General features: G+C 64.5%; 33 protein-coding genes. 12 read left to right on the top strand and 21 right to left on the bottom strand.

The features are described from left to right. The first annotated feature begins 93 nt into the window (after nt 1-93). Nucleotides 94-852, top strand: a complete 759-nt coding sequence (locus ABJK40_RS04185) for a DinB family protein (RefSeq protein ID WP_348479387.1) — start codon at nt 94-96, stop codon at nt 850-852. 145 nt (nt 853-997) lie between these two features. On the opposite strand, the gene ABJK40_RS04180 is transcribed toward ABJK40_RS04185, so the two are convergent. The 4 genes from ABJK40_RS04180 to ABJK40_RS04165 are packed head-to-tail and all read right to left on the bottom strand — an operon-like array spanning nt 998 to nt 2,560. Further along, entirely contained in the window at nt 998-1,243 is a 246-nt protein-coding gene (locus ABJK40_RS04180) for a hypothetical protein (RefSeq protein WP_348479386.1), read from the bottom strand. Further along, nucleotides 1,243-1,671, bottom strand: coding sequence for a DUF1801 domain-containing protein (locus ABJK40_RS04175; RefSeq protein WP_348479385.1), 429 nt, complete (start codon nt 1,669-1,671; stop codon nt 1,243-1,245). Before ABJK40_RS04175 ends, ABJK40_RS04180 begins: the two co-directional genes overlap by 1 nt. Nucleotides 1,672-1,707: 36 nt before the next feature. After that, on the bottom strand, nt 1,708-2,118 hold the full coding sequence (locus tag ABJK40_RS04170; protein ID WP_348479384.1) for a VOC family protein: 411 nt from the start codon (nt 2,116-2,118) through the stop codon (nt 1,708-1,710). Between the two features lie 10 nt (nt 2,119-2,128). After that, nucleotides 2,129-2,560 (bottom strand): helix-turn-helix transcriptional regulator, encoded by a 432-nt coding sequence (locus ABJK40_RS04165; RefSeq protein WP_348479447.1) that lies wholly within the window; start codon nt 2,558-2,560, stop codon nt 2,129-2,131. Nucleotides 2,561-2,764: 204 nt separating this feature from the next. Between ABJK40_RS04165 and ABJK40_RS04160 the strand changes: the two genes are divergently transcribed. The 6 genes from ABJK40_RS04160 to ABJK40_RS04135 all read left to right on the top strand — a co-directional run bounded on the left by ABJK40_RS04160 (nt 2,765) and on the right by ABJK40_RS04135 (nt 9,267). Continuing rightward, complete coding sequence (locus tag ABJK40_RS04160; protein WP_348479383.1) at nt 2,765-3,487, top strand: Clp protease N-terminal domain-containing protein; 723 nt, start codon at nt 2,765-2,767, stop codon at nt 3,485-3,487. A gap of 129 nt (nt 3,488-3,616) precedes the next feature. Continuing rightward, a complete protein-coding gene (locus tag ABJK40_RS04155) occupies nt 3,617-4,459 on the top strand; it encodes a phosphotransferase (protein ID WP_348479382.1) in 843 nt (280 codons plus the stop codon). A gap of 450 nt (nt 4,460-4,909) precedes the next feature. Beyond that, nucleotides 4,910-5,134, top strand: coding sequence for a hypothetical protein (locus tag ABJK40_RS04150; RefSeq protein ID WP_348479381.1), 225 nt, complete (start codon nt 4,910-4,912; stop codon nt 5,132-5,134). Nucleotides 5,135-5,172: 38 nt separating this feature from the next. Further along, the gene (locus ABJK40_RS04145; protein ID WP_348479380.1) at nt 5,173-7,812 is read left to right on the top strand and encodes a LuxR C-terminal-related transcriptional regulator; all 2,640 of its coding nucleotides are present in this window, start codon (nt 5,173-5,175) and stop codon (nt 7,810-7,812) included. Nucleotides 7,813-7,897: 85 nt separating this feature from the next. Continuing rightward, nucleotides 7,898-8,809 carry a hypothetical protein gene (locus tag ABJK40_RS04140; protein ID WP_348479379.1) on the top strand — a complete coding sequence of 304 codons (912 nt, stop codon included), beginning with the start codon at nt 7,898-7,900 and terminating at the stop codon, nt 8,807-8,809. 233 nt (nt 8,810-9,042) lie between these two features. Next, nucleotides 9,043-9,267 (top strand): hypothetical protein, encoded by a 225-nt coding sequence (locus ABJK40_RS04135; RefSeq protein WP_348479378.1) that lies wholly within the window; start codon nt 9,043-9,045, stop codon nt 9,265-9,267. Between the two features lie 55 nt (nt 9,268-9,322). Here ABJK40_RS04135 and ABJK40_RS04130 read toward each other — a convergent pair whose 3' ends face one another. From ABJK40_RS04130 to ABJK40_RS04120, 3 genes are all read right to left on the bottom strand, one after another. Beyond that, nucleotides 9,323-10,021 (bottom strand): site-specific integrase, encoded by a 699-nt coding sequence (locus tag ABJK40_RS04130; RefSeq protein WP_348479377.1) that lies wholly within the window; start codon nt 10,019-10,021, stop codon nt 9,323-9,325. A 126-nt stretch (nt 10,022-10,147) separates the two neighbouring features. Beyond that, entirely contained in the window at nt 10,148-10,474 is a 327-nt protein-coding gene (locus ABJK40_RS04125) for a type II toxin-antitoxin system PemK/MazF family toxin (RefSeq protein ID WP_348479376.1), read from the bottom strand. Continuing rightward, complete coding sequence (locus tag ABJK40_RS04120; RefSeq protein WP_348479375.1) at nt 10,471-10,710, bottom strand: type II toxin-antitoxin system VapB family antitoxin; 240 nt, start codon at nt 10,708-10,710, stop codon at nt 10,471-10,473. Before ABJK40_RS04120 ends, ABJK40_RS04125 begins: the two co-directional genes overlap by 4 nt. 115 nt (nt 10,711-10,825) lie before the next feature. Here ABJK40_RS04120 and ABJK40_RS04115 point away from each other — a divergent pair, with 115 nt between their 5' ends. Continuing rightward, a complete protein-coding gene (locus ABJK40_RS04115; RefSeq protein ID WP_348479374.1) occupies nt 10,826-11,197 on the top strand; it encodes a DUF5655 domain-containing protein in 372 nt (123 codons plus the stop codon). A 65-nt stretch (nt 11,198-11,262) separates the two neighbouring features. Here the strand turns inward: ABJK40_RS04115 and ABJK40_RS04110 are convergent, their stop codons facing one another. The 7 genes from ABJK40_RS04110 to ABJK40_RS04080 form a co-directional block, all read right to left on the bottom strand. After that, entirely contained in the window at nt 11,263-11,586 is a 324-nt protein-coding gene (locus ABJK40_RS04110; protein ID WP_348479373.1) for a type II toxin-antitoxin system RelE/ParE family toxin, read from the bottom strand. Next, a complete protein-coding gene (locus ABJK40_RS04105) occupies nt 11,583-11,834 on the bottom strand; it encodes a type II toxin-antitoxin system ParD family antitoxin (RefSeq protein WP_348479372.1) in 252 nt (83 codons plus the stop codon). The genes ABJK40_RS04110 and ABJK40_RS04105 overlap by 4 nt, the downstream gene beginning before the upstream one ends. Nucleotides 11,835-11,973: 139 nt before the next feature. Continuing rightward, nucleotides 11,974-12,525: a hypothetical protein gene (locus ABJK40_RS04100; RefSeq protein ID WP_348479371.1), complete on the bottom strand. Its 552-nt coding sequence runs from the start codon at nt 12,523-12,525 to the stop codon at nt 11,974-11,976. Between the two features lie 319 nt (nt 12,526-12,844). Continuing rightward, nucleotides 12,845-13,612, bottom strand: a complete 768-nt coding sequence (locus tag ABJK40_RS04095; RefSeq protein ID WP_348510165.1) for a hypothetical protein — start codon at nt 13,610-13,612, stop codon at nt 12,845-12,847. A gap of 817 nt (nt 13,613-14,429) precedes the next feature. Beyond that, entirely contained in the window at nt 14,430-14,915 is a 486-nt protein-coding gene (locus tag ABJK40_RS04090; RefSeq protein ID WP_348479369.1) for a Dps family protein, read from the bottom strand. A gap of 142 nt (nt 14,916-15,057) precedes the next feature. Beyond that, complete coding sequence (locus ABJK40_RS04085) at nt 15,058-15,690, bottom strand: peroxiredoxin (RefSeq protein WP_348479368.1); 633 nt, start codon at nt 15,688-15,690, stop codon at nt 15,058-15,060. Nucleotides 15,691-15,805: 115 nt separating this feature from the next. Beyond that, the gene (locus ABJK40_RS04080) at nt 15,806-16,078 is read right to left on the bottom strand and encodes a hypothetical protein (protein ID WP_348479367.1); all 273 of its coding nucleotides are present in this window, start codon (nt 16,076-16,078) and stop codon (nt 15,806-15,808) included. Nucleotides 16,079-16,170: 92 nt separating this feature from the next. Between ABJK40_RS04080 and ABJK40_RS04075 the strand changes: the two genes are divergently transcribed. Next, nucleotides 16,171-17,109, top strand: a complete 939-nt coding sequence (locus ABJK40_RS04075; protein WP_348479366.1) for a tyrosine-type recombinase/integrase — start codon at nt 16,171-16,173, stop codon at nt 17,107-17,109. A gap of 6 nt (nt 17,110-17,115) precedes the next feature. On the opposite strand, the gene ABJK40_RS04070 is transcribed toward ABJK40_RS04075, so the two are convergent. The 4 genes from ABJK40_RS04070 to ABJK40_RS04055 all read right to left on the bottom strand — a co-directional run bounded on the left by ABJK40_RS04070 (nt 17,116) and on the right by ABJK40_RS04055 (nt 19,328). Next, nucleotides 17,116-17,439, bottom strand: coding sequence for a GNAT family N-acetyltransferase (locus tag ABJK40_RS04070; RefSeq protein ID WP_348479446.1), 324 nt, complete (start codon nt 17,437-17,439; stop codon nt 17,116-17,118). Between the two features lie 149 nt (nt 17,440-17,588). After that, a complete protein-coding gene (locus ABJK40_RS04065; protein ID WP_348479445.1) occupies nt 17,589-17,936 on the bottom strand; it encodes a helix-turn-helix domain-containing protein in 348 nt (115 codons plus the stop codon). Nucleotides 17,937-18,530: 594 nt separating this feature from the next. Further along, the gene (locus tag ABJK40_RS04060) at nt 18,531-18,746 is read right to left on the bottom strand and encodes a hypothetical protein (protein ID WP_348479365.1); all 216 of its coding nucleotides are present in this window, start codon (nt 18,744-18,746) and stop codon (nt 18,531-18,533) included. 3 nt (nt 18,747-18,749) lie between these two features. Next, nucleotides 18,750-19,328, bottom strand: coding sequence for a hypothetical protein (locus ABJK40_RS04055; RefSeq protein WP_348479364.1), 579 nt, complete (start codon nt 19,326-19,328; stop codon nt 18,750-18,752). Between the two features lie 1,086 nt (nt 19,329-20,414). On the opposite strand from ABJK40_RS04055, the gene ABJK40_RS04050 reads away from it, so the two are divergent. From ABJK40_RS04050 to ABJK40_RS04040, 3 genes are all read left to right on the top strand, one after another. Continuing rightward, a complete protein-coding gene (locus tag ABJK40_RS04050; RefSeq protein ID WP_348510164.1) occupies nt 20,415-20,978 on the top strand; it encodes a hypothetical protein in 564 nt (187 codons plus the stop codon). Nucleotides 20,979-21,004: 26 nt separating this feature from the next. Further along, nucleotides 21,005-21,367: a hypothetical protein gene (locus ABJK40_RS04045; RefSeq protein ID WP_348479362.1), complete on the top strand. Its 363-nt coding sequence runs from the start codon at nt 21,005-21,007 to the stop codon at nt 21,365-21,367. Between the two features lie 476 nt (nt 21,368-21,843). Further along, the gene (locus ABJK40_RS04040) at nt 21,844-23,283 is read left to right on the top strand and encodes a hypothetical protein (protein ID WP_348510163.1); all 1,440 of its coding nucleotides are present in this window, start codon (nt 21,844-21,846) and stop codon (nt 23,281-23,283) included. 196 nt (nt 23,284-23,479) lie between these two features. Here ABJK40_RS04040 and ABJK40_RS04035 read toward each other — a convergent pair whose 3' ends face one another. From ABJK40_RS04035 to ABJK40_RS04025, 3 genes are all read right to left on the bottom strand, one after another. Beyond that, on the bottom strand, nt 23,480-24,772 hold the full coding sequence (locus ABJK40_RS04035) for a tyrosine-type recombinase/integrase (protein ID WP_348415786.1): 1,293 nt from the start codon (nt 24,770-24,772) through the stop codon (nt 23,480-23,482). Next, nucleotides 24,769-25,785, bottom strand: coding sequence for a tyrosine-type recombinase/integrase (locus ABJK40_RS04030; RefSeq protein ID WP_348479360.1), 1,017 nt, complete (start codon nt 25,783-25,785; stop codon nt 24,769-24,771). Before ABJK40_RS04030 ends, ABJK40_RS04035 begins: the two co-directional genes overlap by 4 nt. Nucleotides 25,786-25,943: 158 nt before the next feature. Further along, complete coding sequence (locus ABJK40_RS04025; protein WP_348479359.1) at nt 25,944-26,276, bottom strand: hypothetical protein; 333 nt, start codon at nt 26,274-26,276, stop codon at nt 25,944-25,946. Nucleotides 26,277-26,295 lie beyond the last annotated feature (19 nt).

The raw sequence follows: 26,295 nt of genomic DNA, 5'->3' as shown, positions 1-26,295 counted from the left end.
TGACCACCGCTCAGCCGCCGTGACCCGGCGTCGGCGATGCCCGTTGTGTGGCGCTGTCTCGTCTGCGCCGGATCGTCGATGGATACTGACTCGATGCCAAGCGAGTACGTCAATTCCGATCAGTTCCGCGACGCCCGCATCCAGCTCTGCGATCTCGCCGGTCTGGAGATCCGCGACTGTGAGGTCACCGGTCTGAAGATCGTCGACTGCTCCGGCGCTGACGTCTCCCTCGGCGGCGACTTCGAGCGCCTCGTCGTCAACGACGTCGACGTCACCGCCTACGTCGAGGGCGAGCTCGACCGGCGCCACCCAACTCGGGTGTCGGCGCGTCACGCCACGACCGTCGACGACTATCGCTCCGCGTGGGACGCCATCGAGGCGATGTGGACCACGACGCTCGAACGAGCCCGCCGGCTGCCCGAGGCAAGACTGCAGGAGCGGGTGAACGGCGAGTGGTCGTTCGTCGAGACGCACCGCCATCTGCTGTTCGCGAGCGACGCCTGGCTGGGCAACTCGGTACTCGAAGAGGAGTCGCCATACCACCCGTTGGGCCTTCCAGCCAGCGGGATGTCGCCGGACGAGGCGGCCGAGCTCGGACTCACACTCGACGCCACGTCGACGCTCGCCGAGGTGCTCGAGTCGCGCCGAGCGCGCATGGCGACGATGCGTCGTGTCGTCGACCAGCTCACCGAGGCCGAGCTCGACCGTGTGTGTCGCCGGCGCCATGCCGATCCCTACCCCGATCAGGAGTACGTCGTGCGCCGCTGCCTCAAGGTGGTACTGCGGGAAGAGGTCGAGCATCACCGCTACGCCGTGCGCGATCTCCTCGGTGCATCAGGCGATTCCCGGTAGTGGACACGGGCCGCCAAGCCGGCGGTCTGGGACACCTCGCAAGCCGGAACCGTCGAGCAGCATGGGGCAGCGAGCCGATCGCGTGCGTGCCGTACCGCTCGGGTTGACGGGGCCGACCCGATGAGGCTGATGCGGGCCTTGGGGGTCAGGTGCTCAGCTCGTCGGGCAGTGCGGCGAAGTCCTTCTTCGCTTGCCGGTACCACTTCAGGCCCGAGACGGGTCGCTTCCAGCGGCCCTTCATGTCTGCGAGGGCTGACTCGTGGGTGGTGTCACCGTCGGCGACGGCTTGGCGGAGGTGTTGGTCTTGGGCGTTGATCACGTCGTCGGCGGTGTCGCCGCGATGCGGCTGGTCGCATGGTCCGCCGAGTTGGCGGCAGGTCATCGTCTTCATCAGAACGTCTCGTCGCCGGGCAGCACTGCTGCCTGTCGGATCCAGCTGCGAAGCTGCTCGTCGTCGATCTCGTCGTCCTCGTGGATGTTCGAGTACCGGACCGCCGGATACTTCGAACTCTCCGGCGGTGGCGGATCGAGCTCACCACCGTTGAGCCAGGTGGCCTTGACGTACTTGGTCATGCAGTGCATGCTGAGAAACCAACCGTTGTCCTCGATGCCGTAGAACGGCGAGTTCCATCGAACCGCCTGGACCACCTCGGGCACCTCGTCGACGACCAGCGCATCGAGACGGCGGCCGATCTCGCCTTTCCAGCCCGGCATCGCGTCCAGGTACGCCTGGACAGGGTCGCGGCCGTCGCCCTTGGCGATCTGCGGATTCCCGCCGGACAACAACACGGTCCCATCGGGCAGCTTTTCCATCGGCATGTGTTCACACTCCTTCTGATTCGGTGACGTGCTGGGTCAGAGGCGTTGCTGGAGCCGGATCAGGTTCCCGGCCGGGTCACGAACTGCGCAGTCACGCAACCCGTAGTCCTGGTCGAGAGGCTCCTGCACGATGTCGGCGCCGGCCGCTTCGATCTGTGCGAACACGGCGTCGAGATCACGAGTCGCGAGATTGACTCCGGCGTAGGTCCCCTTCGCCATCATCTCGGCGATCGTCTGGCGCTCGGCCTCGCTGATCGACGGGTCGGGCGTGGGTGGCTGCAGCACGATTGCCGTGTCGGGCTGGTTCGGCGGTCCCACCGTGATGAACCGCATGTCGCCGACCGCTACATCGAGCCGGACCTCGAAGCCGAGAACGCCGGTGTAGAACTCGAGCGACGCGTCCGGGTCGAGGTGGGGCAGGAAGCTCTGATGAATCGTGATCTCCATGTTCTCGACGCTACGCAAGCGATTCGAGCGGTGCTTCTCGATTCCTGACCGGCTTGCTCGCACGTCGGGCCACACATGGTGCCACCGCCTCGATCGCATCGTGGCGCTGGTCGCGATACACCGTCGGCGGTACCCCGACCAGTTCGGCGAATCGAGTGCTGAACGTGCCCAACGACGAGAACCCGACCGCGAAACACACCTCGGTCACCGACAGCTCACCATGACGCAGCAACGCCATCGCCCGCTCGATGCGACGGGTCATCAGGTAGCTGTACGGCGGTTCCCCATACGCGTCTCGGAACCGACGGCTGAAATGACCAGCGGACATACCCACCCCGCAAGCGATCGCCGAGACGTCGAGGGGCTGAGCGAAGTCGCGATCGATCCGGTCCCTCGCACGCCGCAACAACACGAGATCTTCCCGCACCGACACACCCACCATTGTGACCGACAGCACCAGCAGACGCCGCAGTCTTCGACACCCGCTCGGCCGGAGTGGTCGGCGACGTGCCGTACTGCTCGGCTTTGCTGCTCGATTCTGCGTTGCGATGTGGGCGGGTTCGACGACTGGTCGGATTCGCTGCTCGACGGACGACTCGACAACCTCGGGTTGTCGAGTCGGATGGTGACAACCTAAGGTTGTCGCATGGTAGATTCAGAGACCATCACCGCATCCGTCCGACTCGACGACCTCATCGCCGCCATCCGCAAGGTGCACGACGACGAACTCGAACAACTCACGAGCGCCGTCGTCGCCGCCGATCACCTCGGAGAACTCTCCGACCACCTCGTCGGCCACTTCGTCGATCAAGCGCGCCGCTCAGGTGCGTCGTGGACCGCGATCGGCTCGGCGATGGGCGTGACCAAACAGGCAGCCCGCAAACGCTTCGTCCCCAAGGACCCTGGCGACACCTCAGAGATGGACGCCAGCGAGGGATTCAGCCGATTCACGACCAGAGCCAAGAACATCGTCATCGTCGCCCAGAACGAAGCCCGACAACGCAGCAACACCGAAATCGAGCTGACCCACCTGGTCCTTGGACTGATCAACGATCCCGAGTCGGTCGCAGCCCGAGCACTCGTCACCGCAGGATCAGCACTGGCCACGATCAAGGAGGCAGCCGATTCAGCATGCCCTCCAGCAGTGGAGGGAGCACCTGATCTCGTTCCGTTCGGGAGTCGAGCAGCCAAGGCGCTCGAGGTCACGTTCCGCGAGGCACTTCGACTCGGCCACAACTACGTCGGCACCGAACACATCGCTCTCGCCATCATCGAAACCGAACCAGCCGAGACCGGGCTCAGTTCACTCGGTCTCACCAAGGATGTCCTCGAGCAGCACATCGTCGACATCCTGCAAGGCCGCAAGTAGATCGATCGCCGCGTTCAGCTCGTCTCTCGACCCCGGTCAGCAAGGAACCACGAATCCGAACCACCGCGTCCGATCGAGGCGCGACCATCGACACCCGCCGGCAGCTGCGCCCCCGGTTGATGTCGACGGGTGTGTTCTCGCGTACCCGATCGAGCGCTCACGTGCCGTTGCAGAGCGCCTGCGAGTCGATCTGTCGCTGCACCTTCTCGAGCGGGTCTCGTAAGGTCGCAGGTGGTGTTACCTGTCGACGCGTGGAGCGGATTGGCACTCGTCGAACCCGTCGTCGAGGGCAACCGCAACGAAGTGTGGCGAGCAACGCGTCACGGCGAGTCATGTGCTGTTCGCCGGTCTCGTCGAAGCGAATCATCGCTGCGATGGGAACTCGGCCTGATCGAATTCTTGTCCCGGAAAGGGTTCGTGGTCCCGACGGTCGTCTCGACCGACGACAACCAGCTTCACCATGAGGGAGTCGTGGTGCAGCGATGGATCGAGGGTCGCCCGCCGATCTCCGAGACGGATTGGATCGCTGTCGCCGCAGAGCTGCAGCGACTCCACGAACTCACCCGTGTTCATCGCCAGCGGCCGGGGTGCTGCGTCGTCACCGACTTGCACACCCGTCGAGTGAGCGTGGATGCCGACCTCGACGCCATGCCGCTCGACGCACGAGCGTTCGTCGAATCGGTGTTCGTGAAATTCTCGGACGTACCGACAGCGGTCGTGCACGGCGACCCGAGCGCATCGAACATTCGGATGACGGCGACGGGTCAGGTCGGCCTGCTCGATTGGGATGAAAGTCGCGTCGATCTCGCCTGGCACGACCTGTCGAACCTCGGCGTGCCGGTCCTCGCCCATGTCGAGCATCAGCGGGCGCTCGCACTTTCACACGCATGGGAGGCGGCCAACGCCTGGACCGCCGAACCCGGCTACGCGTCGACGCGCCTGGCGCAGCTCGAGCAGCGCCGAAACATCTGATCGCATCGCGCGTTCTGGAGCGGCGGACCGAGCGCTCACGTGCCGAACGCAAGCGGGCTCAGCGCGCGGGGCGGTCGAGTGATCCAGTGACTCGTGCATCGTTGTTGCTGACGACGAGACCTTGCCTGCCGGCACGTCGGCCACAAGCGGGCCGCCACTCGTGGAGATACCGATCTACCTGATATTTCTCGGAGCCCAAACCGAGAGTCGAACGCGGGACCTACGCATTTCGAGTTCGATCAGATGAGTCCGCCGAATCCCATTTCTTGCCGTCGAGCAGGGATTTTGTGGTGATCGATTTCGCGTCGGCACCGTCGAAGCTCTTCGAATGGAGCGGTCTGCGTCACTCGTCGTCTTCGCGCGATGAGATTCGCACGGACCGCCCGCCGGGCACACGAATCGGCAGTCGTTGCCGATGTCGTTCCGAGACGATCTCGCGAAACTCGGGACATGAGTACTGACCCGAAGAGCAGCGACCCGTTGCTCGCTCGTCTTCCAACCGCCTACGCAGTGGCGCTGAGACTGCGAGCAGCCGGTGGTTCCGACGAAGCGATTGCGGGAGCTCTCGGCATTGACGTCAACGTGGTGGCCACACTGCTCGAGGTCGCAGAGCGCAAGCGAGAGGTGTTGCGCGACACCGGCGCAACCGGAGGGCGACCGGCATCTTCGGTCTGAGTTGCGATTCGCCGACGAGGGTTCCTACTGTTCGGATCGTGACAACATCTGATCTGCGGTCCGATCCGCTGGTCATCGGACGTCAGGTCGAACTCGACGTCACCCTGCGTCACGTGATCGACGCCGGCCGCGTGCTCGTCACCGGCGAACCCGGCATCGGGAAGTCCACCCTGCTCGACGCGCTCGTCGGCCTCCTGCGTGCCGAGGGTTTCCACGTGGTTCGTGTCGGCGGCACGCCGGCGCTCGTCGAGCAGCCGATGACTGCGATCGCACATCTGATCGGCGACCCGACCGATCGCACCGGCGCCGACCTGCTGGCGTTCGCAGTGGAACGACTGCACTCGCTGTCACCCGGTTCGGGAACTGCGATCGTCGTCGACGACGCCCACGCACTCGACCCGTGGTCCCTACACGCGCTGGTCCAGGCCTGTGTCGACGGCGGTCCTCGGCTCGTCCTCGCGAGTCGAGGCTCGGAGTGGCTGTCCGAGACCGTCGCGACGGTCGGACGTCATCCCGGGATGACGATCGATCTGCAGCGTCTGTCGGCGGACGAGACTGCTGCGCTGGCGAGTGCGGTGCTCGGAAAGGATCTCGACACGCCGAGCGCTCGACGGGTCCATCAGGCGGCCGACGGTCTCCCGTTGGCGATCGTCGAGCTGCTCCGCCATGCGTCGCGTCGCGGGGCGCTGGTCGATCGTTCCGGGCTGCTGCGTTGGGACCCCGGCTCGTCGATCGATCCGCACCTGGCGTCGCTGCTCGGTCTCCGAGTCGACGAGCTCCGGTCGATCGACCGGGACGTGATCGACATCCTGTCGCTGGTGGGCGAGCTCCCCGTCGAGGTGCTGCGCGGGTTCGCACCGGGGGTCGACATCGTCGGCCTCGAACGGCAGAGGATGATCACGGCGGCGGCCCGACCGGGTTCGATCACGGTGGGGCATCCGCTTCTGCGTGACGCGTCGTCGTCGATGCTCGCTCCGATCCGTCGCCAGGAACTCCTGGGGCGTCTGATCGACGAACTCGCAGGCGCGACCGACACCAATCTGATCCGTCTCGGCGTGGTGGTCGCCGTGCAGGTGGGGGCTGACGTCGACCCCGGCTCGCTCCGTGACGCCGTCGGGTGGGGACGTTCGCATGGACTGTGGAAGCAGTTGATCGCGGTGATGGAACGAGCGTGGACGCAGTGCCCGGACCCGACGACGGGGCTGGCATACGGCGAGGCGCTGTACTGGACGCGTCAGATGGAGCACGCCGAGAAGGTGCTGGCCGAAGCCCAGGAACTGTGCGAGACGACGTCCGATCGGATCGCCGTCGCCACGGCTCGGGCGCGGACACTCGACATCGGGCTCGGAAGAGCCGACGAGGCCGACCGACTCCGTGAGTCACAACTCGACGGCCTCGATGATTCGGCCCAGCGACTCGACGTGCTGAGCGCGCAGGCCGAGCAGTGGATGTTCGGCGGTGAACTCGATCGGATCCTCGAGGTCCATGCGTGGGCGGCTGAGCGCTCGCTCGGTGATGCATCGACCGAGTTCATGGCGGCGCGCTACCGGTTGACACAATCGTCGATCGGCGCTCTCGGGCTCTCGGGGCGGACCGCCGAGATGGTCGACGAGTACGAACTCCACCTCGCTCTGTCGCGAGTGCACGGTTCGACGCATCCACTCGGTCGCGAGATCGTCGATCCGTGGTGGGTGGCGTGCCAACTGGTTGTCGGCAATCTCGAACCGGTTCGCGGAGTCCTCCACGAGAGGTACGCCGCTGCGCTCGCGATCGACGACGGGCTGTCCCGCCCGTTGTGGGCGTTGCCGCGGGCGATCGAACGCTGGATGGCGTGCGACCTCGTCGCGGCCGAGCACTTCGCGCGCGAGGCGATGGGAGTCCCGGTGGAGGTGGTGTCGATCCGACGGATGGCAACCAACTACCTCGCACGGATCCTCGAGCGGTCGGGACGCATCGAGGAGGCCATCGTCCACGCCCGCGAGACCGCCGGTGACGATTACGTCGGCATCGTGCAGTGGTGGAGCGTGGGCCTGGAACATCTCTGTCTCGCGTCCGGAGCGGAGTTCATCGCACCGTCGGACCTCGCCCTCTCGGAGCAGAGGGCGTTGGCGGCGATCTCGTCGTCGCTGGCGTCGGCCCAACGTGTTCCGGCGGCATTCATCGCCCACGACCTCGTTCTCGCCGGTCGAGCGGCGCTGGTGGTCGACACCCTCGAGCAACTCGCCGGCACGGTCGACGCTCCGGCCGTGCGCTGGATCGCCGTCCATGCTCGCGCGGTCGTCGACGGCGGCGTCGCGTCGTGCGGGCCACTGGTCGAGGTGTGCGAGAAGGCCTACGCTGCGGGCTGCTTCGGGTTGGCGATCGTGTTCGCCGAGTCCGCGCTGACGATCGCGGTCGACGCCCGAGATGCTGCGCGGGCCGACGAGATCGGCGCGCTCGTCGAACGTTGTCGAGCTGAATCGACCGGGTTGCCCGTCGTGGCCGCGGCGCAGGACCTCGCTGCGCGGTTCGGGTTGTCGGCACGTGAGCAAGAAGTCGCTCACGCCGCGATCGCAGGACTCACGGACCAGCAGATCGCGACCGAACTGTTCATCAGCGTGCGCACCGTCAACGCACACCTGCGCTCGGTGTACCGCAAACTCGGCGTGGCCGGGCGACGCGAGCTGCTCCTCGTGTGAGTGCGGTGACGGGCGCGAGCCGGCCGTCTCCGATTAGGCAGTGATTGCCGATGTCGTCTGCGTCGCATCCGTTCAGGATCGGGGCATGGAAACAACATCCCCGTCCCCATCCAGCAACACCGTCGCCACGGCACGTCGGTCCGACCGAGGCCACCTGTGGCGTTCGCGCTGGGCAGCGATCGGCGCAGCGGCCGCCGTGACGATCGGCGCCGGTGGCTTCATCGGTCTGGCCAACGCAGCGTCGAGCGTCCCGTCCGACATCGTGTCGATCACCCCCGTGCGTGTGCTCGACACCCGCGACGCCGCCAACCTCGGTCTGAGTGGACCGTTCGTGTCGGCGACGGGGCAGGACCTGAAGGTGACCGGCGTGATCCCCACCGCCGGAGGTGCTCAGCAGGTGGTTCCCGACGGTGCCACCTCGGTCCTGTTGAACGTCACGTCCGTCGGTTCGACCGCGGGGGGCTTCATCAGCGTGCGGCCCGCGGACGCACCGGGCGCTCCGAGCACCTCGAACCTCAACTTCACCGCCGGCTCGACGACACCGAACGCCGTGACCGTCCAGATTCCGACCGCTGGTCCTGACGCCGGCAAGATCGAGATCACCTACAGCGCTCAGGGTGTCGCCGGTCCGACGACCGAGGTCCTCGTCGATGTGGTGGGCTACACCACCGCTGCTCCGACCCCGCCGCCTCGCGCGCTGTTCGCCGTCGTCGATCAGAACGGGTCCGTCTCGAGGTCCACGCCCGGAGCGGTGACATCGTCGGAACTGCTGGCGGGCGTGCCCGACGGCCGGTACGCCGTCACGTTCGATCGTGACATCTCGGCATGCGCCTACCAGGCGACGGTCGGTCGCCCCGGTGTCAACGTCGGACCACAGTCCGGGATCGCCCTGGTCGCCAACTGGACCGAGAGCCCGACCGACAGCGTGATCGTCTTCGTCAAGGACCTGGCCGGCGCCGGCGTGGAACGTGGTTTCCACCTCACCGTCACCTGCTGACCGGCAGCAAGACGGCCTGACGGCCGACTCCTTCGATCGTTGCGTGTGGTGCACCGACCCTCGTGGTCGGCGCTCCACACGCACTTTCGCGTTGATCGGTCGCGACTCGGCGAGAGACGGGCCGATCGACCGTCGATTGGCGGAACGGGGGATTCAACCAATCATCATCGACGTTCACTCCTGCTTCGTCGTCGGCTGGAGGGTGTTGTCGTTGATGACGACCGACCTGGTGAGTGGATTCGTTGGAGATTGCGGTGTTCAACCGGCGCACCCGACTCATCGGCGACGTGATCGCGCACTCCGATGCCGGCGGTCAATACGTGTCGATCGCCTACACCGAACGCCTCGCCGAGATCGGCGCCCGCCCCTCGATCGGCACGGTCGGCGACAGCTATGACAACGCGCTCGCCGAGTCGATGAACGGTCTCTACAAGACCGAACTCATCCGACGACGCTGACCCTGGCGAAACGCCGAGCACCTCGAGATCGAGACGCTCGCCTACATCGAATGGTTCAACCACCGACGCATCCAATGCGAACTCGGCCAGGTTCCACCCGCCGAGCACGAAGCCGACTACTACGATCGGTACCGTCAGCAAGCGACAGACCAAGCACCCACCCTGACCCGACGCATCTGCCCAGCCGATTCAGTCTGAGTCGCCGGCGCAGTCCGCCGAGCACCATTGCTTCGATCATCGCCCGATCCCGCCACCGGCGACAGGCCCAAAGCAGGGCGTCGACCTCGGCCGGCTCGGCCACCCGCGGCAACGTTCGTGGTGTGCGGATCAGCGGCACGCCGCGCTGACCACGATCGCGTGACCGACGCGTCGACAGGCGACGCGGGACCGGGTTCTGGTCGATGTCGCCGCGCACGATCAGGTAGGCGAACATCGACGACAACGACGACAGCCGGCGTTGGATCGTGCGCGCCGACAACTCCGGCTCGCCATCCACGAGCCGCACGACCGTGTCGTCACCGGACGCGCGCTGAGCGGTGATGAACGCCAACACATCGGCGGTTGTCACCTGGGTCGGCTCGACCGGAACAAGGGTGAAGAACACCTTCAGATCGAACCCGGCAGCCAGCACCGTGTTCGGCCGGCACCTCGCCGCCAGGAACTCGAGATACCGGTCGACGACCGGATGGCCGAGACGAACATCGACCTCGCCTCCGGCGCGATCGGCGCGCTGAAATTCAGGTGACCACGACATGAGATGGGTTCCTGTCGAGCCCCGGGCGGGGCAGTCACCCAGAGTCCCTCACCACCACTGAAATCGCTGCGGATCACCCACATATCCTCACGCCGGTGCTCGTTCAGGTGCTCAAGAACGCGAGTGCTATCGGCAGTCGACCGCAACCGCGAGTGCGTCGCAGATCTCTCGCATCCGCGTGCCGCTGAGCGCACCGATCCGCTCGACCAGTACGGCGGTTGACACGGACTCGGTGGAGTCCAGGTTGACGGCGCAGCGGCGACCGATCGGATCCTCGCCAGGGTCGAGGACGACCTCGCTCGGCAGACCTCGGATCGTGGTCGTGCACGGTGCGACGAGGGCACGACGGAGCCGCGGGATGGCTGCGTCACGCGACAGGACCACGACTGGTCGTCGACCGATCTCCTGAGGTTCGCACCACCACAGCTCACCGCGGGCTGGCAGAGCGCTCACGTGGCCGAAGCCGCGCTTCGGAACGAAGCGAGGTCGCCCCAGTCATCTTCGTGGTCGATGGGATGCGCTTCGTATCCAGCTGCATAGGCGGCATCGATTTCGGCAGATCGGTAGCGAACGAGGAGGGCTGTCAGTGCTTCATCGACGAGTTCGGCATCGGTGGTTCCAGCGTGGAGCCGGCGAGCGTCGTCGAGGAGGGTGCGGTCAACGGTCGTACTGATCCGGGCGCGAGTCATGCTACTATCATGCCACGGTTGTGCTACGGCGGCGAACCCGAGAACGGTTCTGCTACCAACTCACCGACACCGACGGCGAACTCCAGATTGCAGTCCTCACCCCCATGGCGACACCGTGAACCCGACCGACGAGATCGAGGACTACTTCGACGGCAAGCCCGACTCGCTGGCGATCTTCGAAGCCATCGTCGACACAGCCGAGCAACACGGCGAATTCGACATCACCGTCAAGAGACAGATCAGCTTCGGACGCACACGCAAGTTCGCCTGGTTCTGGCTCTACAACGTCACCAAGAAGAACCCCGACGGCATCCCACACCTCATGCTCGCCATCGACCACCCCATCGACACACCACACGTCCGCAGCGTCGAACAGATCGGCAAGCAACGCTGGAACCACCAGATCGTGATCCGATCACTCGACGACGCCAACAGCACCTGGCTCGCAGAACTCATCGGCCTCGCCCACGACTACGGAGCTGGCTGACTAGCACACGTATGCACGAACTCCGACCGCTGTCTGGACCGCTCTGCATCGGCACGTCCCGGTTGCTACCGCTGCTCGATATCGCCGAGGATCGCTGCGATGTCTTGTGCGTCGGCGAGGAGGCGTACGACATCGACACGATCGCCGGTGACGAAGTAGAACCAGTCGCACGGGAAGTCCGGGACTCGGCGTACTCGTAGCCCATCGATGCCGCACATCTCGCCCAGCTGCGGTGAGCCGGCGCCAGGCATCCGTCCGATCGCGTCGAGCGCACCGATGGCTGTACGGAAGAATCGTCCGCCGACGTCCGAGCCGCCCTCGGCTCGGTAGTACTGGGTTCGCTCGACGAGATCGTCCTCGGCTCGGGGGCGAAGGATCGGGCGTGTCACGCGTCGGTGCCGAGTGCTCGCTTGCGCAGTTCGTCGATCACGTCATCGGTTGCTTCGCGGCCGTCGCCGGATGCGAGCCCGTCGGCGATCAGATCTCTGAGTCGCTGAGCTGCTTGCTCGCGCTGGTCGCGGCGGATCAACTCGCGAAGGTATTCGCTCGTGTTGCCGTAGCTCCCGTCGCTGACTCGCGCATCGATGTAGTCCCGCATGTTCTCCGGGAGTGCGAAGCTCATCGTGTTTCGACTCATGAAGCCAGTCTGCCCACGCTATCAACAGTTGTCAACAACGCTCAGAACAACGGCCACCAGTGAGGACTCACACCGATCGAGATCGGCACGTCAGGGCTCTGCCTGCCGCTGGAGATCGTGCAGGTATTGCGTCGATCGTTCAGGTTGGTGGATAGAACTCGATATCGGGAACTCGTGTGCCTCCTGCATCGTTTGCTCGAGGAAGATGACGTCTGGTGTTGCCTGGAGACCGGCTGCGATCGCAGCGAACTGGCGGTCGAACTCCTCGCCACGGCCCGACGAAGCTGACCGATCCGTCTGCTGCTGCAATGAGCGCAGCGAGCACGTTCCACTCTTGAGCGGTACCGATGTACTTCTGGCCGACGAGCACCAACGCGTTGTTGCCGGCGATCTGCGCAAGTGGGCTCCCGCTCACTTCGTGACTCAGCACGATCGTGTCGACCTCGTTGAAGTCGGAGAAGAACGACGATCGCGGGTCGTCGACGCGAACGGATCGCACCTCGGTCACCTCGGCGTCAGAGAGGTCGGCCCACACGAACGTGTTCGCTGGGTCCGAGTGCGGCCCCACCTGTGCGTCCGCAGCCGGGGCGCGATTGATCTCGGGCAGCGCGGCGTCGACTCCGAGGAGATGCGAACCATTGACGAGCGCATCGGGCAACGAACATCCGAGCAACATCGGATCATCGCGCAACGCCCGATCCTGCGGCGGTTCGATCAGCACAGTCGTCGTGGACTCGGTGGTCGTCGTGTCCACGACCGACGGCGATCCCGGCGATGGTGACTCACTGATGGCGATCTACCAGGTGTTTCTCAGAGCCCAAACCGAGAGTCGAACTCGGGACCTACGCATTACGAGTTCGATCAAGACACTCCGCCACTTCCCATTTATTGCTGTCTAGCAGGGGTTATGCAGCAACCGAATTCCGCCTGTTCCCGCCGATTCCGCTTCTTTCCGCACGATTTCTTGGTTGAGATCTTGGTTGGATCGCCGTCTGCGGTGAAGGCATTCGCTACACCTCGCCATCGGGAACGCACGCGTAGAAGTCGAACTGGCGCCATACGCCGATGCTCGGGTCGCCCCCGACAGTGACGATCGCCCTCCAGTCATCGTCTTGGATGCTGTTGACGAATGTCGAATCGCCCTCCGAGAAGGTCAGCTCCGTCCAGCCTGACTCGGGCAGCAAGTCGTCCGTCTCTGCGATTGCGTCGAGCAGCGCATCAGAGCTGACGCGATCCGTGAGATCGTCTGGCCCGATCTCGTCCCAGTCCCACGTGCCAGCGCCGCCGTTGTCGCAGTCGAGAAGGCCACCCTCGCCGTCGTCGTCCAAGCGATTGCGCTCGGCCTCGGTCGGCGGTCGTTGCTCTACGACGAGTTCGGTGCTCGGCGAGCTTGGCTCGTTCGTCGGCTCGGTGACGGGCACCGCATCCGGTTGGGCAAGCACTGCCGACAGGTCATCGATGAATGCTGCCGCGTCGGCACCGTCGAAGCTCTCGAATGGTTGACCGCGCCACATGATCGGCACGAAGGCGTTGAGCGCGCCGCGATCGATACCCAGTCGGATCAGTGTGATCGCGTCAACGTCCACGTCGGGGCTGATGTCGTCATAGCTCGAAACGTCCGGGCTGATGAAGTGGACCTCGATGGTGCCGACTTCGGGTTCCAGCCCGGTGCAGTCCTCGGCGTCTCGGTTCTCGTTCGCGACCGCCATCCGCAGCGAGTCACCGACTTCGAGGTCTGAGTTCGGCGATATGACCTCAAGAACCCGATACTCGATCATGACCGTCTTGAAGCCCTGAGCGACGGTGCCGGACTCGGGCTCGTTCTCGAAGTCGTAGGACAGCGTCGGCCCGTCCTCGACCGACACCACCTCGGTCAGCGCCACTTCCGCACGCTGGCTGGCGAAGCTCTCCGCGTAGTCGTCCACCGTCGTGAAGTACTCGCCCTCGAACATCCCCGGGTCCGCTTGGCACCGCAATGGCGACTTGATCGACTCGAAGTCCGGGCGGCCGAGCGCGACGTTCGGCTCCGGACTCGTTGACGAGGTTCCGTTGTCTTGGTCAAGAGACGCGGTGGACGGGAGAGCCCCGCTGTCGGAGGAAGCGATATCCGAGTCGTCCCCGGTCGGTTGCGAGCCGATCTCGTCCGACGAGCCGCAACCTGCGACGAGGGCGACGGATGCGATTAGCAGCAGATGAGTGAGACAACGGGCCATAGACGTTGGACGACGCTAGACCGTCATGGGTTCCCCTCTAAAGATCGCTCGAACGGCGGAGCGTGCGGAAGGCTGCACAGGCCACTTATGGCGGGGCATGACCGTTGGGCCGCATTCTGTGCGGGTCCGCCCGCGCTACGGGTGCTCAGGTTTGCTCCGGAACATGAGCGGGTCGCGACGGCACCCAAGTGGAGCGCTATGGAGCACGGGTCGCTGACGGCGCGATATCGAGCGCCTGACTGCGATCAGATTGCCGGATCTTTCGCTGTTCGGCCGGGCTTCTCGCTATGTCGATATGCGTGGGGCATCGATGCCGGGAGGACCGATTGCCTGATCGGGTGTCGGTGTTCTCGTTGTTGTCGTGCAACGTCCGCGAGGCTCGCTATTGCTCGAGCATGCTGCGGAGCATCCAGGCGACCTTCTCGTGGACTTGAAGTCGTTGAGTGAGGAGGTCGGCGGTGGCTTGGTCGCTGGCGTCGTCGGCGATCTGGAAGACTTCACGAGCGGTCTTGGCGACGGCTTCGTTGCCGTTGACGAGGTCGACGAGCATTGCCTCAGCGGTCGGGACACCGTCGGGTTCGGCGATGATGGTGAGCGCGGCGAACTGGCTGTATGTGCCGGGTGCGGGCCGTCCGAGTGAGCGGATGCGCTCGGCGATGAGGTCGACGGCGATCCAGAGTTCGTTGTACTGGGTCTCGAACATGAGGTGGAGCGTGTTGAACATTGGCCCGGTCACGTTCCAGTGGTAGTTGTGCGTCTTGAGATACAGGGTGTAGGTGTCGGCGAGTACGCGGCTGAGACCGTCGGCAATCGCGATGCGGTCGGGTTCGGGGATGCCGATGTCGATGGGGTGTAGTTCGGTGCTCATTGTTGCTCCAGGTTGTCGGTTGTCCGCTGGTGCGGAGGGTACGGATGACTGCGATGCGGTGGCGACGGGGCGCTCCGCTGGTTGGGTGACCGCATTGCGAGCGGCGTCGATCAGGAAAGGTCGCGCGTGACGGAACTCTGGGTCACGTCGTGGGCGCGTCTGCGTAGCGGAGGTAGGGCTTGACCTCCTCGACGTTGTCGAACTGGTTTCTTGCGTCGTCGGTAGAGACGCTGGTCGACACGATGACACGGTCACCGGGACGCCAGTCAGCCGGGGTTGCAATCGGGTCACGATCGGTGGCCTGCAAGGCGTCCAGCACACGAACGATCTCGTCGAAATTCCGGCCGACCGACTTGGGGTAAGTGAGCATCAGGCGCAGCTTGTTGTCCGGGTCGACGATGAACACCGAACGCACCGTCGAGGTGTCACCGGCGCCGGGATGGATCATGTCGTACAGTTCGGCGACCTTGCGGTCCGGGTCGGCGACGATCGGGAAGTTCAGCGGTGTGCCGGTGACCTCACCGATGTCGGGCGCCCAGCCGCGGTGATCTTCGATCGGGTCGATCGACAGCGCCATCGGCTTTGTGTTGCGCTTGGCGAACTCGCTGTTGAGCGCAGCGGTACGGCCCAGTTCGGTGGTGCATACCGGCGTGAAGTCGGCGGGGTGACTGAAGAACACCGCCCACGATCCCTTCTTCCAATCGTGGAACGAGATCTCGCCGTCGGTGGTATCGGCGGTGAAGTCGGGGGCGGTGTCGCCGAGATGCAAACTCATGTCGTGGCCTTCTTTCAGAGTGAGTCGATTGCTCGACTCATTGTACGGACAATTGATGAAACCGGTGGCCCGGCGGCAGTATTCCCCGCTCGGCGGGTGGTTACCTGTCCGATATTCAGTTGGTGGTGGTGATGTTGCCGTAGCGCTGTTGTGCTGCTTGGGCGGACGTGCCGAGGAGTTCGCCGATCCGTGACCATGGGATGTTCTTGGCGCGAGCTGCGGTGATGGCGTCGACGATCTGTCGTTCGCTTCGTGCTCGTGCGAGCGCGGCTCGTTGGAGGAGGTATTCCTCAACAGGTCGTTCGTCGTCGGGTTCGGGTTCGTGATTCTCGAAGCGGGCGGCGAGTTCGTCGGCGTGGTCGAGGATGTTTTGGATCGAGCGGGGCATCAGGTCTCCATGAATCGGCCGTCAACGTACCTTGACGATATCGGTGGTGTGGGCGCACCTGGAATCTTCATCAGCAACGAAGGAGAACCATCGTGAATCCCACCACCACCCATTCCGGCGAGGTCGTCGGGCAACTCGTCCTGATCGAGGCCGACCCGATCCGCCAACGAATCATGCACGCTGTCGCCGGTTTCCTGGCCGGCTACTCCGGAACGACCTTGGAGGCATACCGGCTCGATCTGCGCGGGTGGATCGGCTGGCTGGACAATGCGTTCTTGGACCCGTTCGAGATCGAACGTGCCCACATCGAGTTGTACGCCCGCTGGTCCGAATCGCAGGGCAGGGCTCGATCCACGATCGGGCGGCGCCTGTCAACGATCTGCGGGTTCTACAAATACTGCGCCCAGGAACGGATCATCGAACGCGACCCGTCCGCCCACGTGCGCCGCCCGAAGCAGGACTACGAGTCCTCGACACTCGGGTTGGATCGCAACGAACTCGGCGCGTTCCTCGTCCAGGCCGGCCTGTGCGGCGGCCGCGACCACGCCCTCGCCTGTCTGTTGGCCTTGAACGGGTTGCGGATCTCCGAAGCCCTCGGCGCGAACATTGACAACCTCGACGTCAACCGCGGCCACCGCACGTTGTTCATTCATCGCAAGGGCAACAAGACCGCCACCATCCCGCTGTCACCGCGCACGGCTCGGGCGCTCGACTTGTACATCGGTGAACGCCTGTCGGGGCTGATCTTCGTCAACCACGACGGCACCGGACGCCTTGACCGGCATGCGTCAGCCAGGATCGTGCGACGGTTGACGAAAGCTGCCGGGATCGAGAAGCGGATCAGCCCTCACTCGTTGCGTCACAGTTTCATCACCGCAGCACTCGACGCCGGCGTCCCGCTGCGTGACGTTCAAGAAGCAGCGTCGCATTCGGACCCCAGGACGATGATGCGCTACGACCGCGGACGAGGATCGCTCGACCGGCACCCCACCTACATCGTGTCCACCTTTGTCGCCGGTGCCAGCCGCTGACCTCGGTCAGAGCACCAGCGCGAAGCTCACGTACGGGTCGTCCTCGGGCGGCTGTGTCTCGTCGGCCTCTGGGAACACGTTCCGGCTGAACTCGATCGATGGGCGGTTCGACGGATGCACCAGCCACTCCACCGACTCGCACCCCGTCGAAGCGAGATCGGCGAGCACCGACTCGACGAGCTGCCGGGCCAACCCGGTGCGTTGCTGATCGCCGCGGACCGCAGTCACCATCAGATAGCGATGATGGTTCCACACCCGGCCACCACTTCGTCCGAGTCGTTCGTGCGCAGTGACCCCAACGACGTGACCATCCGTCACCGCCACGACCACCTGACGATCAAGATGCGCAACGTGAGGATCGGAACGCCACGCGACAAGTCCTGCAACGATCTCGGCGACCTCGTCGAGCCACGGACCCGAACCACCGAGATCGAACGATTCGAACTGTTCAGCGTCGCTGTCGCGAGCGTGGCGAATGATCACGCGTCACAGGACTCGATGGCCACGGTCGGTCCCTTCGGTGTCCACCGTTTCCCAGTCCGCTTCGGCGACGAGCGATCGCGACCGCCGTTGGCGAGGCTTCGCTTCGATGCGACATCTGTTGCCTCCAGCGCTGCGGACAGTCGGTGGATGGTGGACCAACGAGCATCGAGCCGGCCGTTCTCGATACGTGAGATGTCCGCTTGAGCAACGCCAGCGCGATCAGCGAGTTCGGCCTGAGTCCAACCCAACTCGATCCTGCGTTCTCGAATCGAGTCTCCAGGACGAGTCAGTCCAGCGATAGTGGCAAGGTCGGTCACGAGATCAGTGTATGTGGGATTGCACATCACCCGCAAGGAGCCGGCGACCCATCTCCGAAAGGCGCGAACAGCGCATAACAACACGGCGGTCTTCCCCCGAAGGGTGCGCGATATCGGCACGTCGGTGCTCGGCCAGGTGCGCGATATCACGCCGCCGGCTGACCTGGGCAATGTCAGCGGGTCCGCGCCGCTCTACCTCCCGTCGTTGGACAACAGCTGCGCAATCGAGGTCCGTGAGGTAGCTGGCGCTTGTCCTCTTGCTCGGGCGAGCTGTACAGGCACGCCGGATCGGTGAAGCCCGATCAGATCGTGCGAGGCCGGCCGCGCCCGTGGTGGCGCTCACCGCTGTTGGTTGCCATAGGCCGGGTGTCGAAGAAGCGGCTCGGACGCGTTTCAACGCAGTTGGGCTTCTTGACACCGTTTGATGAACGGCACCACGACCCGAACCGTCGAAGTCGAGCGGGCGTGCAGCAAACGATCCTTTGCTGCACACCGCTTGCTCGAGTGCTGGTCAGTGCTGACTTTGGAGAAGCCTGTTGATCGCTCACTGATGCCGCCCGTTGTAGCCCTGGACCCGACGTCCCCACCTTCAGACGAAGACCCCTCCGCAAGAACGCTTCGTCAGGTGTCACCGTCAGGGTCGTATCCTGGCGGATCGATTGACGTTCCATCGTGGTTGATCGTCCAGCCAAGTTTCGTGATTTGGTCAACATCGAGTATGCCGTTCTCATCGAAAGCCGTCGACGGGATTCCATCGTCGACCATCATCCGGATATCTATGTCATGGAACTGGTGCCGAGCGAGTTTCCGACGTGCCTCGTCGCTGATGCCTGTCATGGATTAGTCGAACTGGCAGGCACGGCTTGATCCGGAACCAGAGCACGTGATGAAGGGCGTATCGCCTGAGATCGAGGCGTAGAGCCCAGAGTGCGTGCCGCTGAATTTGACGGTGATCTTCGCTCGGTGAGCCGATGCGGAAAAAATCCACGTTGGTGCTGGGTTGACATACGAGATTCCCTTCGGAAGGCTTATGGTGCCACAGTACGAGGTGCTGCGTTGACACACAGCAGGCACGGTAACCCCCGACCACCCAGTCGTTCCTGAGGTCTTGCCGTTCACCTTCGCGGTCGTCGAGCCCAGGTCGATGAACGAATCATGCACTCGATAGCCCAACAGGGTGCAGCCACGTGTACCGCATTGGAAAGCGTTGATCCTCTGACGGCCTTCGAAGACCGGATTGGCTCGGGCGAGCTGCGCCAGCTTCTCAGGTTCAGCCTCGCGCTGTTGGTTGCCGTTGCTGTCCGCATGCAGATTCACGGCGGCGAGGGCGCGGTCCACCTCGGCCGGTGCGACGGTCCGTTCACCGAAGCTCATCTCCGCGTCGGCCTCGGCCACTGCACGCAGAACTGGCTCGATCACCGTTGCTTGGTCAGAATTTTGTCTGACATGCCGGGCAACGGCCTCTTAAAACGTCTCGTTGCTTCCCGCAAGAAGAACGAATGTTGCATCATCATCGGTCGACGTGGGACTGCCGCGGTCGGTTGACGCCTCGGCGTTGGTCGTCGCGGGTGAGACGAAGACGGTTGCGGCGGTCGCTGCCACGACTGCAAGACGCCTCAAACGGGCCTGGTTCATGGGATTGCTCTCTCTATGAATGGTGCCCGCTGGCCCGCAAGAGCTCACCGTTGCTCACGCCTGCGGTGTTGTCAAGCGGACGGCAACAAAGTCGGTGCTACTGACACCTCGGGCGTGCCGCCGCTGTCGCGGCGGATGATTGCCGCACAGTGATTCCAGGTGCCCGACCTATGGCGTCTTTCTCCCGTGCTCCGGTCGTCCCCGGTGAGCGCCGGCGACGATGGAGTTGTGCCGACGATTGCATTTCGACCGCTGGAGGTGGAGGACTCTCCGACCCTCGTTGAGTGGTTCGCCGAGCCGGCCATCGCACAGTGGTGGAACCAGCCCGCTGAGCGGGCTTCTGTCGAGTCCAAGTACCGGCCACGAGTTGAGGGCCGCGAGCCGACATCGATGTTGATCGTCGAGATCGACGGCCGCCCCGGTGGCCTGCTCCAGTGCTACCGCCACGTCGACTACCCAGAGCACGACTCATGCGTCGGGATTCCCGACGCAGTTGGGATCGACTACCTCATCGGTGGCGGACACCGAGGACGGGGGCTTGGTGCAGCCGTCCTCGAGGCGTTCGCTCGAGCGGGCCGGGTTCACTCGCCGCGGCGCGTGCCAGCCGCCCGACGAACCGATTGCGTTCGTGTACGCAGTCACCCGTTCGGACCTCGCGCAGCGAGGACAACTGAGACGACCTTGACTGCTCGATATCGCCGTCGCTTCTGCTCCTCGGCTACCGCTCAGTAACGGCACGTTTGATCGGTCCGATCCGCTCAGATCACGCATCGTTGGTCGACTCGCAGCGAGATGATGCCGCTACTTGACGATCGCCGGCCCGTCGCCATGAAGGCGACGACTCAGCCACTTCGGCCATCGAGGCCAACGATGTTCCCACTCGAACCGGGAGATGGTCGCCGCGACCGCCATCGGGTCGTCCAGGTCAAATCCTTCAAGCGAGTGCATCGCTGGAGCGGTGCTGCGGAGTCGGTCCCTCAGTCCGTCAACGTCCAACTCGTCGGTCGGCTGGACGTGGGTTGCCTCGTCGACGACGTGGAAGCTGTAGCGGCGGCCCGACTCGTCGAACACGGCCTCATACCCACCGTTCTGAACGTCGATCGGTTCCATGTAGCTGGCAGCACGATCGATGCTCGGCTCAATGTTCAGCCCGCCTTCACCGAACAGGAAGAGGGCTCTCGGCTTGCTGTACACGATCAAGAGTCTGCCGGATCACAACGGGTCGGCCCGGCAACCATCCGTCTGGGCGAACTGCGAGGAATGCATATTGTTCAACGATCAGATGCACCTCACCCGATCGGGATCGGCACCTCGGATCGATCGAACCCGATCAGATCAGGCGCGACCCGGCGGTGCCTTTTGGCAGCGATCACCGCTGCCGGTTCCCGAGCGGGCTACCTCGAACTGTTTGGCGTCGATGTTGCGCTGCCTTGAGTGCACCTGGATGACAGACTGACCTCATGGCGGGCGAAGCCGAGCGGGGTGAGTTTCGATCAGCGGAAGAAGACACGTTGGCCGACCTTGGAGTCGAGCTCTTCAAGCAGCGAACCCAAGTGGAGGTCCGCATCTCGCGAAAGGCGGCAGCTGCGGCGCGCGATGCGTGGGCCCGTGATGACGGCGGTGCGGTTGCGTCGGAGGAGACCGCCGAGGGTCGCCGTGCCCGCCATCGGGCCGGGTCTCTCGCCCTCATCGGGCTGTCTATCGAGGAGCGCGGCCGCATCGACGGCGACTATGTGGTTGTCGAACTGGATGCTTGGGAGGTTGGCGCCGCCCTCGAAGCAGCCGATGAGTTTGGTCGACTGGACGGTCCTCAACGTCACTGATCGCCCGTCGAAACCGCTCAATATCGACGGGCGTGATCAGAACGCCCACCTCAGCGCGATCGGCACTTTCCGGACGGTCGGAGCCGTTCAGATCTTTTGGGATCGGGAAGATGCCGGTTGCTGGGTCTCTGTCGGGTTCTTGCGCGCTGCGGGAACGGCAAGGCTTCGGGAAACGTCCAAGCGGTATGGCAGTCCGCAGAATGGCGTCCGCAGTTGGACTTGCTGCGGCGTTTGTCTCCTGGTGGAGGTGCGAGACTTCGGGGATGTTTCGGGCGGCGATGCGAACGACATCGTTCCTGGTGCTCGTCGTGGTCGGCGTGGTAGTCGGGCCGTCCGGGGCCGTTCATGCGTGCAGCTGCGGAGCCGGCACTCCACTCGAGGAGATCGCCCGTAGCGATGCTGGGTTCATCGGGACGGTGGTGTCGACGGCGCCTGGTGTGGATGGCCCGGTTCAGACCTACGAGGTTGAGTCATGGTTGAACGGCGAGCTGGACACGGCGACGGTCGAAGTCGCCGATCTGGGGTGTGGTGGGTTCGATCTGCAGTCCGGGGACCGTGCCGCCGTGTTCCTCTACGAGTTGCGCGGCAGGCTCCGTGGCGATCTCTGTTCGACGATCGATGCCGACGTGGTCCTCGCGGCACTCGACCCCACGCCGCTTCCCGGCGGATCGGCGACCTTCCTTGTTGCGGGTGCGTTCGGTCACAGCTCGCTTGCACTGCTCGACGAGACGGGCGCTCTCATCGGATTTCGCGGTGGCCCCTCCGGCCCCTCCGCCCCTGAAATCACCAACTGTGCTGATGGCCGCCATCTCCTCAACGTTGGGTTCCCGCACATCGAGGTCATCGATCTGGCCACGCTCGCCGTGGTCGACACGTTCAACACTGAAGAACTGCAACAGAACGCAAACATCGAGGACGTCGATTGCCTCGGCCCGGCGCCGGAGCAGATCAGGCTCCTCGTCCAAGAAGGCATGAATGGTGCCCTCGACATCAGAACGCTCGCCGACGCCGGAACCGCCGGTCGAGTCCTCGGCGCATCGACCGGTCAAGAAGGAATCCTCATCGGTGACTCGGTTGTCCTGCACGAGTACGACGATCCCGTACAGCGCCTCGTGCGCATCGATAGCGACGGGGAACGTACCGTGCTGGACGAGATCGACCTCGGCTCCGATGTCGCCGTGTTCGGATACGACTCGATCGTCGTCGATCCTGCGACGGAACGGGTCGCGGTGACGTCGCAGACGTTCGGCGATGACGGGTCGGTCGGTGTCGGGATCGTCGATGGATTGACAGGCGTCCAATTGGCCGCAGCCGACACGGGCGGTTACACCCGCATCACAAGGTTCGAGTCGGACGAACTGACCACGGTCACATCGAACGGGGTGCTTTCGACGGTGAATCGACGCGATTCGGTCGACCTCTCGATCACAGCGACACTTGGATCGTGGCCCGCATACGGGGCAACGGTCATCGGCGACGACGTCTGGGGGACCGACTCGGGGCGCATCGTGCGCGGCCAGCTCAGTTCGGGTGCGATCGAGACCGTCACCGTCCTACCTGCACCGACCTTTGGCGACATCGTCGCCATCGACCAACCGGTCGAGATCGCTCCCGAACCGCGACCAACTCCGCCGATCGTGCCACGCTCACCAGGAACGCTCACCACACCGAACGACACTGCCAGCGGAACGAACCCAGCCCCAGACAGCATCGCTGCTCCTGCGGTCAAGGACTCCGAGCCGAAGACACCCATCGCGCCCTTCGAACAAGCAACACCGAACAGCGGTGACGGAGACCGGGCGACAACACTGATCGGCGCTGTGACCCTGATCCTCCTGGCCGCGTTCCTCGTCGTCGTCATCGGCAGGCGATGGCTGCAACATCAGGACAAAAGCCCTGGGCCGTCCAGCGCCTGAACGACTCGGTTCCTGCATGCGCCCGACTCTTCTCGCTCAGGCTCACAGAAGGATCACTCGCGGTCACAGGTCGATCCACTTGCCGAACCGGCGATGGCGCATAACAACACCACCGCCATCACTCGCAGACCGCCCCTATCGGCACTTATGTGGGTAATCGGTGTCAAGGGCAATCTGAGATTTCTGGCGGTTGAGGTCATGGTTGCTCGGTGCGGGCGCGTTCGAGGAGCATGTTGAAGAGGTCGACGCGGTGGTGCTGGTCGCGTTCGGCGGCGTGGTCGCGCTGGGTTTCGAGGACCTGAACGAACGACGTGTTGGTCGAGAAGTAGGCGCAGGATTCGCAGATCGATTCGAATCGGCAGTCGAGCTGTGATGGCCGGTTGCAGTGTCCGTTGCCGAGGAGTTTCTGGTCGAACTCGGCGGCGAGGTGGACCATTGCGGCGGTGCCTCCCGGGGCGGTTCTGAGGCCGTTCGGTTTGGTGTAGAGGGCGTCGACTTCGTTGGTGACGCGGTCGTAGGCGTCGGCGACGGTGCGGTCCGCGATGCGGGCGTAGACGAGCGTCATCCGCAGGGTCTTGTGGCCGAGCATCGCGGCGATTGCCTCGAGGCTCATGCCGCGGTTGATGGCTTGCGTGGCGAGGGTGTGGCGGAGTTGGTGGGGGTGGACGTGGCCGATCCCGGCGGCCTTGGCGACTCGTCGGACCATGCGCGCGACGATGTGGCGGTCGAGGCGCCGGCCGTTGAAAACGATCAATCGGTCGAGGTCGTCGGATCGGTGTCGTTGGTGTTCGTCGAGGAGTTCGACGAGCTGGGGGTGGAGTGGGACGTAGCGGTCGTTGTGGAGTTTGCCGATCGGGACGCGCAGCCAGTGGCGGCCGCTCATCTCGACGACGGCGTCGGCTTGGAGTTCGCAGAACTCGCCGACTCGGAGTCCGGTTCGGGCGAGCATCTCGACCACAAGTCGGCGGACCGGGTCTTGGTCGGCCGCCGCGCGCATCAGCTTCGCGGCGTCGGGATCGGACAGGAATCTGGGGAGTGGATCGTCGGGTGTAGGGAGGTCGCCGTTGAAGATCAGCACGCGTGTTGGTGCGTCGGGGTAGTCCCATTCCGAGACGCGTTCGAAGAAGGTGCGCAGTGTTCCGAGCGTGAGGCGGATCGTGACCGGAGACAGCGGCTTGCCGGTGTCGTTGCGGGTGAGGCGTGTGCCGAGGTGGCGTTTGAACGCCTCGACGTGATGGCGGTCGACGTCGACGAGACCGCCGATCTCGGGGAACTCGGTCGCCAAGAAGCCAGCGAACTGGCGCAGCTTCGCGTTGGCTGCGACCACGCTCGCCGGGCGCAAAGAGAGCGCGATCTGGTCGAGGTAGCGCAGCATCGTCGCAGCGAGAACGGGTGAAACCGCTGCGATCTGGGGCCAGTCGAACAGCTGGGAGCGCGGTGTGCCTCGCCCTTGCGGAACCTTGATCGGAACGGCGGGGACGGCGCTCATTTGCCGATCCCGTCGGCTGCGGCGAGGAACATGTCGGCGTCGATCAACGCGGACGCTTTGTCGTATTCCTCGGCGAGCCAGCCGTTCGCCAAGTGAATGTAGAGGCGGGTCGTGTCGAGCGATCGGTGACCGGCCTGAGCCTGCAACGCCTCCAACTCCATCCCGGCTTCGCGCAGCCGGGTGAAGCACGTGTGGCGAAGTTCGTGGCACGTGACCCGCCGGACACCCGAACGATAGCGGACCGACTTGAACACCTGCTTCAAGCCTTCGTCGGAGAGCGGCCGTCCGCGCCGTCGGCCCTTCAACACGACGAACAACCGATCCGTCTTCGAGTCGGTCGGGCGCTCCGCGCGGAGGTAGTCGCCGACCGTCGCGAAGAACCTCGCCGAGATCGGGATCTGTCGCTGGTGACCGCCCTTGCCCTCGACAATGAACACCTGCCGGCGCGCCCCATCGAGATCTTGGAGACGCAGACCGAGGACCTCGCAGCGGCGCAGTCCGCCGAGCACCATTGCCTCGATCATCGCCCGATCACGCCACCGGCGACACGCTGCGAGCAGCGCGTCAACCTCGCCCGGCTCCGCCACCCGAGGCAGCGTTCGCGGTGTTCGGATCAACGGCACACCACGCTGACCGCGGTCACGTGACCGTCGTGTCGACAGACCGCGCGGGACCGGGTTCTGGTCCACGTCACCGCGCACGATCAGAAACGAAAACATCGACGACAACGACGACAGCCGTCTTTGGATCGTGCGCGCCGACAACCCCGACTCGCCGTCCACGAGTCGCACGACCGTGTCGTCGCCCGATGCGCGTTGGGCGGTGATGAACGCCAACACATCCGCCGTCGTCACTGCCGACGGCTCGACCGAAAACAAGCTGAAGAACACCTTCAGATCGAACCCGGCAGCGAGCACCGTGTTCGGCCGGCACCTCGCTGCGAGGAACTCGAGATACCGGTCGACGACCGGGTGACCGAGGCGAACCTCGACCCCTCCGTCGGCGCGATTCACGCGTTGAAACTCAGGTGACCAAGACATGGGATGGGTTCCTTTCGAGCCCCGGCGGGGCAGTCACCCAGAGTCCCTCACCACCACTGAAAGCGGCGAGGATTACCCCCATATCCTCACCTACGCGCCCGGTCAGGTGCTCGGAATGTTCGGCTCAGTGTTCAGATTTCGCGATCTTCCTCGGTGGTCGAGTAGAAGCTGCGCAGAGCACGGTTGAGCACGACGCCCGGCACTGTTGCGTGGAATTCGTCGACGATCTCGACCCTGCTGATCTGAAGAGTCGGGTCACTTCGCGCTGCGAGTTGAGCGGCGAAGCGCCGGATGTCGTCAACCATGTCGAGATGCACAGGTGGCGGCTTGGCGGGATGTCCGTCCGCCAGGTTCAGCGCCTCACGGCGCCGGCCAGCATCTGTCTCGAGCGATCCGATCCCGAAGAAGACTTCAGACCGCAGGCGGTCGGTGTCCGCCCGTTCGCGCTCGATGTCGAAGATCACCTCACCGTCCCACCACAAC

It is taken from the genome of Ilumatobacter sp. (assembly GCF_039969435.1).
In the GTDB taxonomy this organism is placed as follows: Bacteria; Actinomycetota; Acidimicrobiia; order Acidimicrobiales; family Ilumatobacteraceae; genus Ilumatobacter_A.
This window is presented reverse-complemented; position numbering and strand designations above follow the sequence as displayed.

What these genes read in the sequence shown, in the direction of transcription:
- ABJK40_RS04160 (WP_348479383.1), top strand. Translation starts at nt 2,765, where the DNA reads ATGGTAGATTCAGAGACCATCACCGCATCCGTCCGACTCGACGACCTC.
- ABJK40_RS04180 (WP_348479386.1), bottom strand. Translation starts at nt 1,243, where the DNA reads ATGAAGACGATGACCTGCCGCCAACTCGGCGGACCATGCGACCAGCCG.
- ABJK40_RS04095 (WP_348510165.1), bottom strand. Translation starts at nt 13,612, where the DNA reads ATGATCGAGTATCGGGTTCTTGAGGTCATATCGCCGAACTCAGACCTC.
- ABJK40_RS04165 (WP_348479447.1), bottom strand. Translation starts at nt 2,560, where the DNA reads ATGGTGGGTGTGTCGGTGCGGGAAGATCTCGTGTTGTTGCGGCGTGCG.
- ABJK40_RS04035 (WP_348415786.1), bottom strand. Translation starts at nt 24,772, where the DNA reads ATGAGCGCCGTCCCCGCCGTTCCGATCAAGGTTCCGCAAGGGCGAGGC.
- ABJK40_RS04045 (WP_348479362.1), top strand. Translation starts at nt 21,005, where the DNA reads ATGGCGGGCGAAGCCGAGCGGGGTGAGTTTCGATCAGCGGAAGAAGAC.
- ABJK40_RS04150 (WP_348479381.1), top strand. Translation starts at nt 4,910, where the DNA reads ATGAGTACTGACCCGAAGAGCAGCGACCCGTTGCTCGCTCGTCTTCCA.
- ABJK40_RS04080 (WP_348479367.1), bottom strand. Translation starts at nt 16,078, where the DNA reads ATGCCCCGCTCGATCCAAAACATCCTCGACCACGCCGACGAACTCGCC.
- ABJK40_RS04170 (WP_348479384.1), bottom strand. Translation starts at nt 2,118, where the DNA reads ATGGAGATCACGATTCATCAGAGCTTCCTGCCCCACCTCGACCCGGAC.
- ABJK40_RS04185 (WP_348479387.1), top strand. Translation starts at nt 94, where the DNA reads ATGCCAAGCGAGTACGTCAATTCCGATCAGTTCCGCGACGCCCGCATC.
- ABJK40_RS04120 (WP_348479375.1), bottom strand. Translation starts at nt 10,710, where the DNA reads ATGACTCGCGCCCGGATCAGTACGACCGTTGACCGCACCCTCCTCGAC.
- ABJK40_RS04060 (WP_348479365.1), bottom strand. Translation starts at nt 18,746, where the DNA reads ATGACAGGCATCAGCGACGAGGCACGTCGGAAACTCGCTCGGCACCAG.
- ABJK40_RS04140 (WP_348479379.1), top strand. Translation starts at nt 7,898, where the DNA reads ATGGAAACAACATCCCCGTCCCCATCCAGCAACACCGTCGCCACGGCA.
- ABJK40_RS04105 (WP_348479372.1), bottom strand. Translation starts at nt 11,834, where the DNA reads ATGAGTCGAAACACGATGAGCTTCGCACTCCCGGAGAACATGCGGGAC.
- ABJK40_RS04065 (WP_348479445.1), bottom strand. Translation starts at nt 17,936, where the DNA reads ATGTGCAATCCCACATACACTGATCTCGTGACCGACCTTGCCACTATC.
- ABJK40_RS04175 (WP_348479385.1), bottom strand. Translation starts at nt 1,671, where the DNA reads ATGCCGATGGAAAAGCTGCCCGATGGGACCGTGTTGTTGTCCGGCGGG.
- ABJK40_RS04085 (WP_348479368.1), bottom strand. Translation starts at nt 15,690, where the DNA reads ATGAGTTTGCATCTCGGCGACACCGCCCCCGACTTCACCGCCGATACC.
- ABJK40_RS04130 (WP_348479377.1), bottom strand. Translation starts at nt 10,021, where the DNA reads ATGTCGTGGTCACCTGAATTTCAGCGCGCCGATCGCGCCGGAGGCGAG.
- ABJK40_RS04050 (WP_348510164.1), top strand. Translation starts at nt 20,415, where the DNA reads ATGTTCCCACTCGAACCGGGAGATGGTCGCCGCGACCGCCATCGGGTC.
- ABJK40_RS04090 (WP_348479369.1), bottom strand. Translation starts at nt 14,915, where the DNA reads ATGAGCACCGAACTACACCCCATCGACATCGGCATCCCCGAACCCGAC.